Annotated in this window: 14 protein-coding genes and 1 tRNA gene; 9 read left to right on the forward strand and 6 right to left on the reverse strand. The window is 71.9% G+C overall.

Annotated elements, in window-relative coordinates; all coding sequences use genetic code 11:
- The first annotated feature begins 92 nt into the window (after positions 1–92).
- A complete protein-coding gene (locus HQ603_RS05220) occupies positions 93–1,031 on the forward strand; it encodes an aldo/keto reductase (protein ID WP_222683496.1) in 939 nt (312 codons plus the stop codon).
- Here HQ603_RS05220 and HQ603_RS05225 read toward each other — a convergent pair.
- Positions 1,028–1,408 (reverse strand): hypothetical protein, encoded by a 381-nt coding sequence (locus HQ603_RS05225; RefSeq protein ID WP_222683497.1) that lies wholly within the window; start codon positions 1,406–1,408, stop codon positions 1,028–1,030. The genes HQ603_RS05220 and HQ603_RS05225 overlap by 4 nt on opposite strands.
- 107 nt (positions 1,409–1,515) lie before the next feature.
- Here HQ603_RS05225 and HQ603_RS05230 point away from each other — a divergent pair, with 107 nt between their 5' ends.
- The 3 genes from HQ603_RS05230 to HQ603_RS05240 are packed head-to-tail and all read left to right on the forward strand — an operon-like array spanning position 1,516 to position 3,949.
- The gene (locus HQ603_RS05230) at positions 1,516–2,598 is read left to right on the forward strand and encodes a YncE family protein (protein WP_222683498.1); all 1,083 of its coding nucleotides are present in this window, start codon (positions 1,516–1,518) and stop codon (positions 2,596–2,598) included.
- Between the two features lie 24 nt (positions 2,599–2,622).
- Positions 2,623–2,856 carry a DUF5703 family protein gene (locus tag HQ603_RS05235; RefSeq protein ID WP_371830966.1) on the forward strand — a complete coding sequence of 78 codons (234 nt, stop codon included), beginning with the start codon at positions 2,623–2,625 and terminating at the stop codon, positions 2,854–2,856.
- A gap of 25 nt (positions 2,857–2,881) precedes the next feature.
- A complete protein-coding gene (locus tag HQ603_RS05240; RefSeq protein WP_308126370.1) occupies positions 2,882–3,949 on the forward strand; it encodes a quinone-dependent dihydroorotate dehydrogenase in 1,068 nt (355 codons plus the stop codon).
- 40 nt (positions 3,950–3,989) lie between these two features.
- On the opposite strand, the gene HQ603_RS05245 is transcribed toward HQ603_RS05240, so the two are convergent.
- Both HQ603_RS05245 and HQ603_RS05250 read right to left on the reverse strand, forming a co-directional pair.
- Complete coding sequence (locus HQ603_RS05245; RefSeq protein WP_222683500.1) at positions 3,990–4,517, reverse strand: YbhB/YbcL family Raf kinase inhibitor-like protein; 528 nt, start codon at positions 4,515–4,517, stop codon at positions 3,990–3,992.
- A gap of 45 nt (positions 4,518–4,562) precedes the next feature.
- The gene (locus HQ603_RS05250) at positions 4,563–5,951 is read right to left on the reverse strand and encodes a M20/M25/M40 family metallo-hydrolase (RefSeq protein WP_222683501.1); all 1,389 of its coding nucleotides are present in this window, start codon (positions 5,949–5,951) and stop codon (positions 4,563–4,565) included.
- A gap of 137 nt (positions 5,952–6,088) precedes the next feature.
- On the opposite strand from HQ603_RS05250, the gene HQ603_RS05255 reads away from it, so the two are divergent.
- From HQ603_RS05255 to HQ603_RS05275, 5 genes are all read left to right on the forward strand, one after another.
- A tRNA-Leu gene (locus HQ603_RS05255) sits at positions 6,089–6,174 on the forward strand.
- A gap of 123 nt (positions 6,175–6,297) precedes the next feature.
- Positions 6,298–7,794: a glutamate-cysteine ligase family protein gene (locus HQ603_RS05260; RefSeq protein ID WP_222683502.1), complete on the forward strand. Its 1,497-nt coding sequence runs from the start codon at positions 6,298–6,300 to the stop codon at positions 7,792–7,794.
- Between the two features lie 21 nt (positions 7,795–7,815).
- On the forward strand, positions 7,816–9,078 hold the full coding sequence (locus HQ603_RS05265) for a saccharopine dehydrogenase family protein (protein WP_222683503.1): 1,263 nt from the start codon (positions 7,816–7,818) through the stop codon (positions 9,076–9,078).
- A gap of 2 nt (positions 9,079–9,080) precedes the next feature.
- Positions 9,081–10,421 carry a CoA transferase gene (locus HQ603_RS05270; protein ID WP_308126371.1) on the forward strand — a complete coding sequence of 447 codons (1,341 nt, stop codon included), beginning with the start codon at positions 9,081–9,083 and terminating at the stop codon, positions 10,419–10,421.
- The gene (locus tag HQ603_RS05275; RefSeq protein ID WP_222683718.1) at positions 10,376–11,416 is read left to right on the forward strand and encodes a nucleoside hydrolase; all 1,041 of its coding nucleotides are present in this window, start codon (positions 10,376–10,378) and stop codon (positions 11,414–11,416) included. The genes HQ603_RS05270 and HQ603_RS05275 overlap by 46 nt, the downstream gene beginning before the upstream one ends.
- On the opposite strand, the gene meaB is transcribed toward HQ603_RS05275, so the two are convergent.
- The 3 genes from meaB to HQ603_RS05290 are packed head-to-tail and all read right to left on the reverse strand — an operon-like array spanning position 11,392 to position 16,645.
- Entirely contained in the window at positions 11,392–12,408 is a 1,017-nt protein-coding gene (meaB, locus tag HQ603_RS05280; protein WP_222683504.1) for a methylmalonyl Co-A mutase-associated GTPase MeaB, read from the reverse strand. The two genes, HQ603_RS05275 and meaB, sit on opposite strands and share 25 nt — an antisense overlap.
- 2 nt (positions 12,409–12,410) lie before the next feature.
- Positions 12,411–14,696: a methylmalonyl-CoA mutase gene (scpA, locus tag HQ603_RS05285; RefSeq protein ID WP_222683505.1), complete on the reverse strand. Its 2,286-nt coding sequence runs from the start codon at positions 14,694–14,696 to the stop codon at positions 12,411–12,413.
- Complete coding sequence (locus HQ603_RS05290; protein ID WP_222683506.1) at positions 14,693–16,645, reverse strand: methylmalonyl-CoA mutase family protein; 1,953 nt, start codon at positions 16,643–16,645, stop codon at positions 14,693–14,695. The genes scpA and HQ603_RS05290 overlap by 4 nt, the downstream gene beginning before the upstream one ends.
- Positions 16,646–16,683 lie beyond the last annotated feature (38 nt).

Below are 16,683 nucleotides of genomic sequence, written 5' to 3' on the forward strand. Positions count from 1 at the left end.
ACGGTCGACGTCACGATCGCCGACCGTACTAGGGTCGTCCCTCGATCACGGGGTCACCCGCCGTCCGGCAACGAAGCGAGCAGATCACCACCATGAAGCACAGAACCGTCGGCACCAGCGGACTTCGCGTCTCCCGCCTGGGACTCGGGACGGGCGAGTGGGGGCGCGGGGTGGACGGCGACGACGCCGCGGCCCAGATCACCGCCTTCGTCGAGGCGGGCGGCACGCTCGTCGACACGTCGGACACGTACGGCGACGGCCGGGCCGTGCGGGTGCTCGCGGAGATTCTCGACGACGTCGTCCCGCGGGCCGATCTGGTGCTCAGCGTCGATTCGGGTGTCTCCCCCGCCGACGCCGCCGGACACTGGACGGTCGACTGCTCGCGGCGGTCACTCCTCAACGGTCTCGACCGCACGTTGCGCGACCTCGGCACCGACCACCTGGATCTGTGGAGTGTCGGTGCGTGGGACACCCGGACGCCGCTCGACGAGATCGCCTCGACCCTCGAGGCCGCCGTGTCGTCGGGCCGGGTCCGCTACGTCGGCGTGCGCGGCTACCGCGGCTGGCAGGTGGCGGCGCTGGCGTCCCGAGTCCCCGTGGTGGCGGCGCAGGCCGAGTACTCGCTGCTCGCACGCGGAATCGAGGACGAGTTGGTCCCGGCCGCGACGTGGCACGGGGTCGGTGTCCTGGCGGTGTCCGCGCTGGGCGGCGGCGTACTCACCGGCAAGTACCGCGACGGGGTGCCGGCCGACGCGCGCGGGGCCGACCCGCTGCGCTCCGCGGGCATCGCCCCGTTCCTCGGCGACGGCGGCGGCAAAGTGGTCGAAGCGGTGCTCACCGCCGCGGACGGACTGGGAACCTCACCTCTCGCGGTGGCGCTGGCCTGGGCGCGCGACCGCCCGTCGGTGGCGTCGACGGTGGTGGGCACCCGCGACATCGGCCAACTCACCGGAGTGCTCGCGGCCGAGGAGGTCGACCTGCCCGCCGCGATCGCGGCCGCGTTGGACGACGTGAGCTCGCCGTGGCGCTAGGCCGACCCGCCGCGGGGGTCGAGCCCACCCAGCCGGCCCAGCAAAGCCCGGACCAGCGTGGTGTCGGACGGCGTCGGATCGTCGGGAGCGCGCAGCGTCGCCACGGCATCACGCACGGCGGCAACCACGGACCGCTCGTCGGTGAGATCGAGGTCGGTCACGTCGGCCTCCGCGATCGCGTCGACGTCGACGTCGTCCGGAACGGTCGGGGTGGCCCCGAGGCGGTAGACCTTCACGCGCAGGGTCTTCCCCCGCACCCGGAACGCGAACGCACGCCCGTCGGCGGCCGTCCCGAATCCGTGCGCGTGCGCGCCGGCGGTGACGTCCTCGACGGAGAAGCCGGAGCCGGTCGAGTCCGGCGGGGTCGGACGGTGCACGTCGATCACTCCCGTGGAACCAGCGGTAACGGACACTTCGGACCGTACCCATCGTCGGTGCGGCTGTCGCGTCCCCGCCCGGCGCGCACGGCGGGCAACGTGATCGGATGGAGTCGATGGTGAACGACGACAGCACGAGACGAGACCGCCGACCTGCGACGACGAAGGCGCAGCGCCGCGTCGTCCGGTCCGCCGGGGTGATCGGCACGGCCGCGATCGCTTTGCTGATCGCGGCGTGCGGCGGGGAGACGACGGAGTCGACCCCCACCAACACGCGCGAGCCGGAGACGGCCGCCGCCTCGCCCGAGCAGGCGACGACGCCCGCCGGCACCGTCGCCCCCGCCGGTCTCGGCGGGCCGACGACGGTGCGCTCGCTGGCCGTCGATCCGCAGACCTCGGTGGTGGCCGTGCTGACCGACGGCGGGCTGCTGCTCGCCGACGGATCGACCGACGGTGCGGTCGCGGGCACCCCGCGCGCGGTCGAGTTGCCGTCGCCGGGCACGTCGGTCCATCCCGGCCGCGCCGGAGAGATCCTGGTCACCACGGCGGACGGGCTCGTGCGGGTCGACGCCGAGTCGGGTGCCGCCACCGCACTCCCGGTCGACGGCGGCGCGATCTCGGCCACCGTGTTCGGCGACGGGTACGCGGTGGGGTCCGCGACGGGTCTGGTGTCCGTCCTCGACGCGGACGGAGCGGTGACGTCGTCGATCGGCGGCCTCGCGTCGGTCGACGGACTGGTCCCCGCCGGGGACGATCTGGTGGCCCTGGACACCCGGCAGACGTCCGTGACCACGGTGAACGTCGCCGCCGACCGGCTCGGGGAAGCACTGCGGGCGGGTGACGGCGCGACGCGCACGGTGGGCTGCGCCACCGGGGCGATCGTGGTCTCCGACACCGCCGACGACGAGCTGATGATCTTCACGGGCGACGACCTGATCATGCGCCAGCGCTATCCGGTGGCGGGGTCGCCGTTCGCCGTGGCGTGCGACGACGCCGGCACCGTGTGGGTCACGACAACGGCCACCAACGAGGTGCTCGGGTTCGACGTCTCGAGCGGAATTCCGGTGGAGACGGCGCGGTTCCCCACCGTGACGCAACCCGATTCCCTCGCGGTCGATTCGCGTTCCGGACGATTGTTCGTAGGCTCGAACGACGGTGCCGGTGTGCAGGTGATACCGACCCGCGAGTGACCCCGACCGAAAGTCGCGATGCCCATGCCGAACCGAGCCGTTCCCGCGAGCTGGCAGATCCAGTCCGAGGACTGGGAGTACGTGCCGATCAAGCTGCCGCCCGACGTCACGCGGGTGACCGCATCGATGCGGCTGGCGATCTCGGCCGAGTTCGGCGGGTGGGAACTCTCCCGTGTCCGCCTGTACACCGACGGCAGCCGGCGCGTGCTGCTCAAGCGCCGCAAGACCGCCGAGCACGTTCCGCAACCGGAACTGTGACCAGAGAGACGGAGACCGTACCGACGTGAGTCCCTACCGGATTCTGCTGCGCCTGATGTTCCTCGTTCCGCCGGAGCGGATCCACCACGTCGCGTTCGCCGCGATGCGGCTGGTCACCCGGTTCGCCCCGCTCCGCGCCCTGGTGGCGCGGGTGCTGGTGGTGCGCGACCCGGTCCTGCACACCGAGGCGTTCGGCGTGCACTTCCCCACCCCGGTGGGACTCGCGGCCGGGTTCGACAAGAACGGCGAGGGCGTCGACGCCTGGGGACCGCTGGGCTTCGGTTTCGCCGAGATCGGGACGGTGACGGCGCAGCCGCAGCCGGGCAACCCGCCGCCGCGCCTGTTCCGGCTCCCGGACGATCGCGGGCTGCTCAACCGCATGGGATTCAACAACGAGGGCGCCGGTGCGGTGGCGGATCGGCTGCGTCGTCGCCGCGGTGACCTGCCGATCGGCGCCAACATCGGCAAGACCAAGGTGACGCCCGCGGCGGACGCGGCCGTCGACTACACCACCAGCGCACGGCTGCTCGGTCCCCTGGCCGACTTCGTCGTCGTCAACGTCAGTTCGCCGAACACTCCGGGCCTGCGCGACCTGCAGGCCGTGGAGTCGCTGCGGCCGCTGCTCGGGGCCGTCGTCGCGGCCGTGTCGGTGCCGGTCCTGGTGAAGATCGCGCCGGACCTGTCCGACGAGGACGTCGACGCGGTCGCCGACCTCGCGGTCGAGCTCGGCGCGGCGGGCATCGTCGCGACCAACACCACCATCGCGCGGGACGGCCTGCGCACCCCGGGAGCCGCCGAGCTCGGAGCGGGCGGGGTGTCCGGCCCGTACGTGGCGGACCGCTCGCTCGCCGTGCTGCGACGGCTGCGCGCCCGCGTCGGCGATCGGGTCACGTTGATCGCCGCGGGCGGGATCGAGACGCCCGACGACGCCTGGGCCCGCATCCGCGCCGGGGCGACGCTGGTGCAGGGCTACACCGGATTCGTCTACGGCGGACCGTTCTGGGCTCGGCGCCTCGCGACCGGGCTGGCCGAGCGGGCCCGCGCCGCGGGCTACGACCGGGTGTCCGACGCGGTCGGCAGCGACCTGGCGTGACCCGGCACGCCAGACGCTGCCGACCGCGTCGGTACTCGTCCTACTGCTCGTAGGTCCCGTGGATCACGGCGCGGGCGATGGCGTGAGAGAAGAGGGTGAAGCCGAGGTAGGCCGGGGTGGCCGTCTCGTCGATCTCGAGCCGCTCGACGTCGACCGCGTGCACGGCCACGTAGTAGTGGTGCACGCCGTGCCCCTGCGGCGGAGCGGCGCCGATGTAGCGCGCGAGTCCCGCGTCGCCCTTGAGCGTGATCGCCTCGTTCGGCAGACCCGTCGAGGAGTCGTCGCCTGCCGCCGAGACCAGTGTGGTCGTCGTGACCGGGATGTTCGCCACGGCCCAGTGCCAGAAGCCGGAGCCCGTCGGGGCGTCGGGGTCGTAGACCGTGACGGCGAAACTCTTGGTCTCGGCGGGGAAGCCCGACCACGACAGCTGCGGCGAATTGTCGTGTCCGCCGGCGCCCATGATGCCGCTGACCTGATCCTCGTGCAGCGGTTCGCCGTCGGTGATGTCCGACGACGTCAGCTCGAACGTGGGCAGCGTCGGCAGGTCGGCGTAGGGGTCCCGTGACATGGGCGATTCCTCTCGAACGTCGGTGTGGCCGACCCGAGGTCCGGGTCAGCTGTGCAGCAGGAAGTGCTCGAACACGCGGGTGCCGAACACCAACGCGTCGACGGGTACCCGTTCGTCGACTCCGTGGAACAGGGCTGCGAAGTCCAGCTCCGGAGGCAGCTTGAGCGGCGCGAAGCCGAAGCACCGAATTCCCAACTTGGCGAACGCCTTCGCGTCCGTTCCGCCCGACAGCATGTACGGCACGGTCCGCCCGTTCTCGTCGAACGCGAGGATGGCGTCGTTCATCGCGTCGACCAGATGCCCGTCGAAGGTGGTCTCGTACGGCTCGAGGTCGGCGATCCAGGACCGTTCCACGTGCGGTCCGATCAACTCGTCGACCTCGCGCTCGAAGGCCTCCTTGCGGCCGGGCAGCACGCGGCAGTCGACGGTGGCCGTGGCCGTCTGGGGAATGACGTTGGCCTTGTAGCCGGCGTCGAGCATGGTCGGGTTCGCGGTGTCCCGCAGCGTCGCCCCGACGATGCGCGCGATGCTCCCGAGCTTGGCCAGGGTGCCGTCGATGTCCGGCGACGACGGGTCGAACTGCAGACCGGTCTCGGCCGACACGGCGGCGAGGAACTCGGTGACCGACTCGGTCATCACCAGCGGGAACTGGTGCTTGCCCAGGGCCGCAACGGCCTCGGCGAGGTAGGTGACGGCGTTGTCGTCGTGCAGGAAGGACCCGTGACCGGCGCGTGCCTTCGCGGTCAGACGCATCCAGGCCAGGCCCTTCTCCGCCGTCTCCACCAGGTAGAGCCGACGCTCCTCGCCGTCCGGCCGGGCGACGGTCAGGGAGAAGCCGCCCACCTCGCCGACGGCCTCGCTGATGCCCTCGAACAGATCCGGTCGATGCTCGACCAGCCAGTGCGAGCCCCACGTGCCGCCGGCCTCCTCGTCGGCCAGGAACGCGAAGACCAGATCGCGCGGTGGCACGGTGCCCTGCGAGCGGAACTGCCGGGCGAGGGCCAGTGCCATGCCGACCATGTCCTTCATGTCCACGGCGCCGCGACCCCACAGGTAGCCGTCCTCGACCGCACCGGAGAAGGGGTGCACGCTCCAGTCGGCGGGCTCGGCCGGCACCACGTCGAGATGACCGTGCACCAGCAGTGCGCCGCGCGAGCGGTCCGCCCCGGGCAGGCGGGCGAACACGTTGCCGCGGCCGGGCGCTCCGGACTCGACGTACTCGGTCTCGTACCCGACCTCCTCGAGCTGCCGCGCCACCCACTCGGCGCACTCGCGCTCCCCCACGGTCGTCGCCGGGTCGCCGGTGTTGGTGGTGTCGAAGCGGATCAACGACGCCACCAGGTCCACCACCTCCTCGACCGCGACGGTGCCGGCGGCGGTGCCGGACGCGGTGTTCTGGGGGCTGGTCTCGGGGCTCTGCTCGCTGCTGGACACGGGTTCGTTCCTACCATCGACGGTGCGGGTGGGTAGTGGGTGGGCGCGGTGGGTAGGCGCCGCGTGACGTGCCGTTTTGGTGGGACGCGGCGCATCGACTACATTCATCTGCGCACCGCGAGTTCGGGTGCGAGCAGGTCCGAGTGGCGGAATGGCAGACGCGCTAGCTTGAGGTGCTAGTGTCCTATTAACGGACGTGGGGGTTCAAGTCCCCCCTCGGACACGTCGAAGAGCATCACGAAGGCCCTGGATCTCCGGATCCGGGGCCTTCGTCGCGTTCCCGCCCCTGTCTCTCGTCGGCCCCTGTCTTTCGTCGGCCCTGCCGCTGCGTGATGAGATGTCCCCCATGGGTGACGAGGTCGAGCAGCGCACGTTCAGCCGCCAGGACCGACAGGACTTCCGGCGCAAGGTCCAGCAGTGCCTCGACGCGCTCGCGTCCATGTTGGCCGACGACTCCTTCGCGGTCGACGAGCCGCGCATCGGCATGGAGATCGAACTCAACCTCGTCGACGACGCGATGGATCCGGCCATGGCCAACACCGCGGTCCTCGAGGCGATCGCCGACCCGGACTTCCAGACCGAACTGGGCCGCTTCAACATCGAGATCAACGTCGCTCCCGCCCCGCTGGCCGGCGAGCGCATGCGCACCCTCGAGACCGAGCTGCGCGCGTCGCTCGATCACGCCGACGAGCGAGCGAAGGGCACGGGGTCGGCGCTGGCGATGATCGGCATGCTGCCGACCCTGCGCGAGGAGCACTTCGCGGCGCGCTGGCTGTCGGAGAATCCGCGCTACGACCTGCTGAACCGGCAGATCTTCGCCGCCCGCGGCGAGGACATCGAACTGAACGTCACCGGGGTGCCGCTGCCGGGCAGCCGGGAGGCGGAGTCGCTGCATCGCATCGTCGACACGATCCTGCCGGAGGCGGCGTGCACCTCCGTGCAGCTCCACCTGCAGGTCTCGCCGGACGAGTTCTCGGCCCACTGGAACGCCGCGCAGGCCCTGGCCGGGGTGCAGGTGGCCCTGGCGGCGAACTCGCCGTTCCTCGCGGGACGCGCGCTGTGGCACGAGACCCGGATCCCGCTGTTCGAACAGGCCACCGACACCCGCCCCCAGGAGCTCAAGAACCAGGGGGTGCGGCCGCGGGTGTGGTTCGGCGAACGCTGGATCACGTCGATCTTCGACCTGTTCGAGGAGAACTCGCGGTACTTCCCCGCGCTGCTGCCGGTGGTGTCCGATCAGGACCCGATGGCCGAGCTCGCGGCCGGTCGAACCCCCGAGCTGACCGAGCTCAAGATGCACAACGGCACGGTCTACCGCTGGAACCGGCCCATCTACGACACCTCGAACGGCGAGCACCACCTGCGCCTCGAGAACCGGGTGCTGCCCGCCGGACCGTCGGTGATCGACGTGATGGCCGACGCCGCGTTCTACTACGGCGCCCTGCGCTCCCTGGTCGACGCCGACCGCCCGGTGTGGAGTCAGATGTCCTTCGACGCGGCGCAGGACAACCTGCACTCGGCCGCGCGCAGCGGCATCGACGCGCGCCTGTACTGGCCGGAGGTGGGATGGGTGTCACCGCAGGAGCTCGTGCTCCGGCGCCTGCTGCCGATGGCCGAGGCCGGCCTGGACGCATTCGGCGTCGACCCCGAGGTCCGCGATCGCTACCTGCGGGTGATCGAGGGGCGGTGTCTGCGACGCCAGAACGGCGCCGTGTGGCAACGCTCGGCGCTGGCCGCCCGGGAGCGGGCGGGGGACGACCGCGATCGCGCTCTCGCGGGCATGCTCTCGGACTACCTCGACCGCATGCACGACGGCGAGCCGGTCCACACGTGGTCGTGGTGAGCGCGCTAGTAGTGTCGGGGAATGGCCGATTCCACGCGTGAGTCCACCGCCCGCGAGTTCGAGATCGTCGTCTACGGCGCAACGGGATTCGTCGGAGCACTGACCGCCGAGTACCTCGCCCGGCACGCCCCCGACGGCACCACCGTCGCGCTGGCGGGCCGCAGCCGGGAGAAGCTGGAATCGACCCGTCGGGGACTTCCGGCGCGGGCGGCGGACTGGCCCCTCGTCGTCGCCGACGCCGACGACGAGGCCGCGCTGACCGCGCTCGCGCAGCGCACCTCCGTCGTCCTCACCACGGTCGGTCCGTACGCCAAGTACGGGCGCGTCCTCGCCCGCGTGTGCGCCGAGTCGGGCACCGACTACGTCGACCTCACCGGCGAGGTGCTCTTCGCCCGCGCGAGCGCCGACGAGAACCACGAGACCGCCGTACGCACCGGCGCACGCATCGTCCATTCCTGCGGCTTCGACTCGGTGCCGTCCGACATCGGGGTCTTCGAACTGCACCGCAAGGTCACCGAGGACGGCGCCGGCGACCTCACCGACACCACCCTCGTGGTGACGTCGATGAGCGGCGGCGTCAGCGGCGGCACCATCGACTCGCTGCGTGGTCAGATCGACGAGATCACCAAGGACCGGGCCGCCGCCAAGCTCGCCGCGAGCCCGTACTCCCTCAGCCCCGATCGTTCGGTCGAGCCGGACTTCGGTCGCCAGAACGACGCTCCGGTGCTCAAGGGCTCGTCCATCCACCCCTCGCTGAAGGGATGGAAGGCACCGTTCGTCATGGCGTCGTACAACACGCGCGTGGTGCGGCGCACCAACGCCATCCTCGGCTACCCCTACGGCAAGACCTTCAAGTACAACGAGGTCATGAGCGTGGGCTCCTCCCCCGCGTCCCCCGTCCTCGCGGCGGGTGTCCTCGCCGGGCTGGGCGCGTTCGTGGCCGGGCTGGCGTTCAAGCCGACGCGGTTCCTGCTGGACAAGGTGCTGCCCGCTCCGGGCAGCGGCCCCAGCGAGAAGACCCGGCAGAAGGGTCATTTCGTCGTCGACATCTACACGACCACCACCAGCGGCGAGCACTACGTCTCGCGGGTGAAGGCGAAGGGCGACCCCGGCTACGCCGCCACGGCAATGATGCTCGGCGAGTCCGCGCTGGCCCTGGTGAAGAACCGCGACGAGCTGCCCTCCCTCGGAGGCGGTGTGCTCACCCCGGCGTCCGGTATCGGCACCGCACTGATCACGCGCCTGCGCGCCGCCGGGATGGAGATCTCGGCCCGCAAGGTCTGAGCGTGCGCGACACCCTCACGCAGTACGAGGCGGACCACGGCCACGAGCGAGTGCAGGACATCGCGGTCGTGCCGCCGTCGCCCGGTGTCCTGGCCGGCCCGCTGCCGGTGCCCGCCCTCGCGACGGGCAGCGTGGCGGCGCTGTGCTCCGCGGTCGATCGCTACCGCCGCGCCGTGGAGCTCGACCCGCAGCCGTGGTCGATCGACGGTGACCGGGTGGCGTCGTCGTTCGGCGGCGGGGATCTGCTGCGCGTGAACGGTAGTGCCGCACCGGGATTCGCGCCGCTGTCCGGCTTCTGGCCGACCGCGGACGGGTGGGTGCGGACGCACGCGAACTACCCCCACCACCGGGACCGGCTGTGTGCGCTGCTCGGTGTGCCCGACGATCCGGCCGCCGTCGCCGCCGCCCTCGCGACCGTGTCGGCGCGGGAGATCGAGACCGCGGCGGCCGCCGCGGGTGCACTGGTGGTCGCGGTGCGGACGCCGTCGGCGTGGGACGACGAGCCGGCGGGTCGGTTCGCCGCCACCGGCCCCCTGGTGACGACGTCGGTACGCCCGGACGGGACGTCGTCGCTGCCCGAGGCGCCCACCGACGCCCGCCGTCCTCTGGCGGGCATGCGCGTCCTCGACCTCACCCGGGTCCTCGCGGGGCCGGTGGCCACTCGCGCGCTGGCTCTGCTCGGCGCCGCGGTGCTGCGCGTCGATTCGCCGCGGTTGCCCGAGATCGAGACGCAGCACCTCGACACCGGCGCGGGCAAGGCGTCGACTCTCCTCGACGTCGAGGATCCCGACCAGCGCGATCGCCTCGCCGCCCTCGCGACCACCGCCGACGTGGTGGTCTGCGGGTACCGACCGGGTTCGACGGTGATGTCCGTCGTCGAGTCCGTTCGGCCCGGCGGCGCCGTGGTCGCGTCCGTGTCGGCGTGGGGGACGCGCGGCCCGTTCGCGGGTCGACGGGGGTTCGACAGCCTGGTGCAGGCCGCGTACGGAATCGCCGTGCTGTGCGGCAGGGACGACAGACCCGGAGCGTTGCCGGTGCAGGCGCTCGACCACGCCACCGGGTCTCTCCTCGCGGCCGGGATCGTGGACGCGCTGGCCCTGCGGGCGCAGAGCGGGATCGGACGCACCGTCACGGCGTCGTTGGCCCGGACGGCGGCACACCTGCTCGCCCTGCCGCGCTCGGCGGACGGCGGCGAGCGCACTCCGATCCCCGAGACGCACACCGTGACGCACGGGTCCGTCCGCACCGCACGACCCGCCCTGGCGGAGTACGACGACTACCCGTGGCCCGCCCGTCCATGGGGCTCGGACGAGCCCCGCTACCCCACCCCGGAGACCGTGTGACCACCCGTCTGATCGTCGACGTCGACACCGGTATCGACGATTCCCTCGCCCTGGTCCTGCTCGCCGCCGACCCGGCCGCCGAGATCGTCGCCGTGTGCTGCACGGCGGGCAACGTGCCGACGGCGCAGGTCACGCGCAACACGGCGTCCTGGCTCGATCTCTGCGGACTCCACGACGTCGAGGTCTGCGTCGGCGCGGACGGTCCGCTGGTCGCTCCGCTCATGACCACCGAGGACACCCACGGCCCTCTCGGCGTCGGCTACGCGGACCTGCCGCCGAGCACCCGGTCGCTGTCCGCGCGGTCGGCGGCCACCGCCTGGGTGGAGCTGGCGCGCGCTCACCCCGGCGAGCTGACGGGCCTGGTCACCGGTCCGCTGACCAACCTCGCCCTCGCGCTCCGCCTCGAGCCGACCCTGCCGACCCTGCTGCGGCGGCTGGTGATCATGGGCGGATCGTTCGACCACCCGGGCAACACGACCCCGACATCGGAGTGGAACGTCGCGGTCGACCCGGAGGCCGCCAAGGAGGTGTTCGACGCCTTCTCCGCGGCGCCGGCGGGACGCGAGCCGATCGTCTGCGGCCTGAACCTCACCGAGACGATCGAGATGCACCCGCACTACCTGGACCGACTGATCGCGGCGGCCGGCGGACCCGACGTGCCGATCGTGCGGCACCTCGCCGACGCCATCCGGTTCTACTTCGAGTTCCACGAGGCGCAGGGCGAGGGATACCTCGCGCACATGCACGATCCCTTCGCCGCGGCGGTCGCGCTGCGTCCGGAGATCGCCGAGTACCGCACGGCCACGGTCGACGTCGAACTCGCCGGAACCCTCACCCGCGGAACCACGGTGGCCGATCGACGCGGTCACTGGGGGCGAGAACCCAACGCGGCCATCGCCGTGGCCACCGACCCCGAGGCCTTCTTCGACGACCTCGTGGCGAGGGTCGGCGCGTTCGCAGCGCGACGTGCTCAGATGTCGCTGGGACGGTCGTAGGCCGCCAGAATCTCCTGCGCCGCCAGCGCCGCGGTGAGTGAGCCGTCGGCCACGCGGCGCTCGACGTCACCCCGCACGGTCCGCACGTCCGGATCGGTCTCGAGCCGTCGCATCACCTGGTCCTGGACCATGGTCCACACCCACCGCACGGTCTGCGTTCGCCGCTTCTCCTCGAACTGCCCTGCGGCGGTGAGGGTCTCGCGGTGACGCAGGACGGTCGCCCAGAACTCGTCCAGGCCCGTCTCCTCGATGGCGCTGGTGGTGAGCACCGGCGGCACCCACACCGCGTCGTGCGGGTGGATCAACCGCAGCGCACCTGCCAGCTCACGGGCGGCGCTCTTCGCGTCCCGAATGTGGTTGCCGTCGGCCTTGTTCACCGCCACCAGGTCGGCGAGCTCGAGCACGCCCTTCTTGATGCCCTGCAGTTGATCGCCGGTGCGGGCGAGGGTGAGGAAGCAGAAGCAGTCGACCATGCCGGCGACGGTGATCTCGGACTGACCGACGCCGACGGTCTCGACGAGGACGACGTCGTAGCCGGCGGCCTCGAGCAGCACGATGGTCTCGCGGGTGGCCTTGGCGACACCGCCGAGCGTGCCCGACGTCGGTGACGGCCGGATGTACGCACGATCGGACACCGTGAGTCGGGCCATCCGCGTCTTGTCCCCGAGGATGGATCCGCCCGTGCGCGACGACGACGGGTCGACCGCGAGCACCGCTACCCGGTGGCCCTGCCCGATCAGGTACATCCCGAGGGCGTCGATGAACGTCGACTTCCCCACGCCCGGAACGCCGGTGATGCCCACGCGGTGGGCGCCGCCGGCGTGCGGGAGAAGTCGCTGGAGCAACTGTTGCGCCCGGTCCCGGTGGTCGTCGCGCGTCGACTCGACGAGCGTGATGGCGCGCGCGAGCCCCGCGCGCTCCCCCGCGCGCACGGAGTCCGCGAGGGCGTCGACGTCGACGACGGGCCGGGCGACGGTGGGTCGATCGGCCATGGTCAGGCGTTCGCTCCGTGGCCGAGCGACTCGGCGAGCGCCTGCACCAGATCGACCGCGGCGTCCGCGATGACGGTGCCGGGCGGGAAGATCGCCGCGGCGCCCGCCTCGCGCAGCGCGTCGAAGTCGCCGGGCGGGATGACGCCGCCCACCACGACCATGATGTCGGGACGTCCGACCTCGGCCAGGGCCTCGCGCAACGCGGGCACCAGCGTGAGGTGACCGGCCGCCAACGAGGACACGCCGATGACGTGCACGTCGTTGTCGGCGGCCTGACGCGCCACCTCGTCGGGCGTCTGGAACAGCGGGCCCACGTCGACGTCGAATCCGATGTCCGCGAACGCCGTGGCGATCACTTTCTGGCCGCGGTCGTGGCCGTCCTGACCCATTTTCGCCACGAGGATGCGGGGACGTCGTCCCTCGGCCTCGGCGAAGGCGTCGACGAGTTCTCCTGCGCGCACCATGTTGCTCGCTTTCCCCGCCTCGTCGCGGTAGACACCGCTGATCGTGCGGATCTCCGCACGGTGCCGACCGTAGACCTTCTCGAGGGCGTCGGAGATCTCGCCGACCGTGGCCATCGCCCGCGCGGCGTCGACGGCGAGCGCGAGGAGGTTGGTCTCCATCCCGCCCTCGCGGGACTCGGCCCCGGCCGTGAGCGCCGCGAGCGCGGCGTCGACGCGGTCCTGGTCGCGTTCCGCCCGGAGTCGGTCGAGCTTCTCGAGCTGCTCGGACCGGACGCGGGAGTTCTCGACCTTGAGCACCTCGATGGAATCGGGCTCGTCGGGCACGTACTTGTTGACGCCCACCAGCGGCTGGCGACCGGAGTCGATCCGCGCCTGCGTGCGCGCGGCCGCCTCCTCGATGCGGAGCTTGGGGATGCCCTCGCCGATGGCCTTCGCCATGCCGCCCGCGGCCTCGACCTCGGCGATGTGCGCCCGGGCCCGATCGGCGAGCTGATGGGTGAGCCACTCGACGTAGTACGACCCGCCCCACGGATCGATGGGCCGGGTGGTCCCGGACTCCTGCTGGAGGAGCAACTGGGTGTTGCGCGCGATGCGGGCGGAGAAGTCCGTCGGCAGCGCCAGGGCCTCGTCGAGCGCGTTGGTGTGCAGCGACTGGGTGTGGCCCTGGGTGGCGGCCATGGCCTCGACGCACGTGCGGGCGACGTTGTTGAACACGTCCTGCGCGGTGAGCGACCACCCCGAGGTCTGCGAATGCGTGCGCAGGGACAGCGATTTCGGGCTCGACGGCTGGAACTGCTGCACCAACTCCGCCCACAGCAGACGGCCGGCGCGCAGCTTGGCCACCTCCATGAAGAAGTTCATCCCGATCGCCCAGAAGAACGACAACCGCGGCGCGAAGGTGTCGATGTCCATGCCCGCCGCGAGCCCGGCACGGATGTACTCGACGCCGTCCGCGAGGGTGTAGGCGAGCTCGAGGTCGGCCGTCGCCCCGGCCTCCTGGATGTGATAGCCGGAGATGGAGATCGAGTTGAACTTCGGCATGTGCGTCGAGGTGTACTCGAAGATGTCCGAGATGATCCGCATGGACGGCTCGGGCGGATAGATGTAGGTGTTGCGCACCATGAACTCTTTGAGGATGTCGTTCTGAATGGTGCCGGCGAGCTTCTCCGGCCCCACGCCCTGTTCCTCCGCCGCCACGACGTAGAGCGCGAGAATCGGCAGCACGGCACCGTTCATGGTCATCGAGACCGACACCGACCCGAGGTCGATGCCGTCGAAGAGCTGCCGCATGTCGTAGATGGAGTCGATCGCGACGCCCGCCATGCCGACGTCGCCCTGCACACGCGGGTGGTCGCTGTCGTAGCCGCGATGCGTCGCGAGGTCGAACGCCACCGACAGACCCTTCTGACCGGCGGCGAGATTGCGCCGGTAGAAGGCGTTGGACTCCGACGCCGTGGAGAAGCCGGCGTACTGGCGGATGGTCCACGGCTGGTTGACGTACATCGTGGGGTACGGCCCACGCAGGAAGGGCGCGGCGCCGGGATAGGAGTCCAGCGGGTAGCCCTGCTCGGCGGCCTCCGAGCGGTCCGCCCGGGTGTAGACCGGCCGCACGTCGATGCCCTCGGGGGTGGACCAGGTGACCTGGTCGGTGGTGTACCCGTTGGCCTCGGCGCCGGCGGCGATGTGGGCAGCGGCATCGGTGTCGGCGGCGGCGGTGTCGGTGTCGGTGTCGGGAGTGTCGGACGCGGCGGGGTCGACCAGCGGAATGGTCCCGAAGTTCGGCAGCTCGGTGTTCGGCAGCTCGGTGTTCGGCGTCTCGGTCATGCGTGCTGTCCCTCCGAGGTGGCGTGGTCGCCCGTGAGCAGGTCGAGGATGCGAGTCAGTTCGGCCACCGCGTCGATCGACAGGGTGAGGCTGCCGTCCGGGACGTCGTCCGCGTTCTCCGGGTTGTCGGCGTTCTCCGCGTTGTTCGGGAAAGTCGAGACCTTCCCGGCGACGAGGACCGTGGCCACCCCGGCGTTCCGGAGGGCGCGCACGGCGGCCGGTCCCTCCTCGGCGTACCGCGCGTCGGTGCCGCACAGGACGGCGACGGGCGACCCGGTCTCCGCGGCGACGGCCGAGAGATCGGCGTCTGCCCCGGGGTTCACCGCCTCGATACCGCCGGACGCCATGAGGTTGGCGGCGAAGGTGGTGCGTGCGTTGTGCTCGGCGACCGAGCCCAGCGGCGCGAGGAGCACGACGGGGCGGCTCCCGCGCTCGGCCGTGACGGTGTCGCTGCGGTCGCGCAGGGCCTCGAACGCGGCGGCGTAGCGGGCCACGGGTCGGCCGTCGACCGTGCCGTCCCCGGGCGTCACCGGGGGCTCCTGCAGGTTCGGGAACTCGTTGACGCCGGTGACCGACGTGCGTCGGTGCGCGATGTCCCGCTCGCGGGCAGCTCGTGTCTCGGCCACCGTGCGGGTGATCTCCCCGCTGTCGAGGGCGGCGCGGTATCCCCCCGCGCGTTCGACGGACTGGAAGACGGTCCACGCGGCGTCGGCGGTGGCGTCGGTGAGCGACTCGACGTACCAGGACCCGCCCGCGGGATCGAGGACGCGGCCGAGGTGCGACTCCTCGAGCAGCAGCAACTGGGTGTTGCGGGCGATGCGCGCGGCGAAGGTCTCGCTGACGTCGGGTGCGCCGCCGGGCAGGGCGACGTCGAACGGCAGCACCGTGACCGCGTCGGCCCCACCCACGCCCGCGCCGAACACCGCGAGCGTGGTGCGCAGCATGTTCACCCAGGGATCGCGCTGCGTCATCATCGCGGCGGACGTGACCGCGTGCTGCGGCGCCGCACCCCGGTCGGGTGCGCCGAGGACCTCGGCCACTCGAGCCCACACGCGCCGGGCCGCACGGAACTTCGCGATGGTCTCGAACTGCTGATCCGTGGCCGCGAAGCGGAACTCGAGCTGCGACAGTGCCTCCGCCGCGGTGGATCCGGCGGCCACCAGCGCTCGCACGTACTCGAGGCCCGCGGCGACGGCGAGGCCGATCTCCTGACCGTCCGCCGCACCCGCGTCGTGGAACACGGTGCCGTCGACGGTGATCGCCCGGACCCCGCGACCGTCCTCGGTGGCCCGGCGTGCGAGCGCGACCGTGTCCTCGAGGGAGACCGCGGGGACGCCCGCGACGACGTCGGTCAGCGGGGCGGCGCCCAGCGCCACACCGACCTGCGTCTCGGGCGGCAGGACGTCGAACAGCGCGTCGGCGACCGCGGGCAGGTCCGCCCCGGCGTCGAGGGTGAGGGGGGCGAGGTCGAGCAGCACCCCGGTCAGGGCCGTGGCCAGACCGTCGGCTCCGATGCCGGCGGTGGACAGCCAGAGCGCGCTGACCCCGTTCTGCAGCCCGTCGAGCATGCGGCCGTTGACGGTCTCGGCATCGTGGCCGTCGCGACCGAAGCGCCCCGCGACGCGCCACCCCACGTGGACGTCGCGATGCGGGTCCCCGCCGCGGACGTACGGAAAGTGGCCGGGGAGAGGCGGTTCCGCCGTCTCGTCGAGGGGACCGTAGAGCGGAGCGATGGTCACGCCGTCGTACGTCGTGGTCTCGAGCAGGGACTCGGGACGGTCGGGCAGGGCGGACCGATCCGTCCGCCGGCTCTTGGCCAGGACGCCCGCGACGGCCTCACGCCAGGCCGCGAAGCCGTCCTCGGCGCTGCGCACCGGCACCTCGGCTCCCACCGCGTCGGTGTCGTGCGACTGCGCCGGCGACGGGACGCCACCCTCGGTTGCCACCATGACTGCCTCTCGAACGCGCTCGCGCCGGGCTCCGGCTG

The organism is Rhodococcoides corynebacterioides (genome assembly GCF_019834675.1).
Taxonomy (GTDB): domain Bacteria; phylum Actinomycetota; class Actinomycetes; order Mycobacteriales; family Mycobacteriaceae; genus Rhodococcoides; species Rhodococcoides corynebacterioides_A.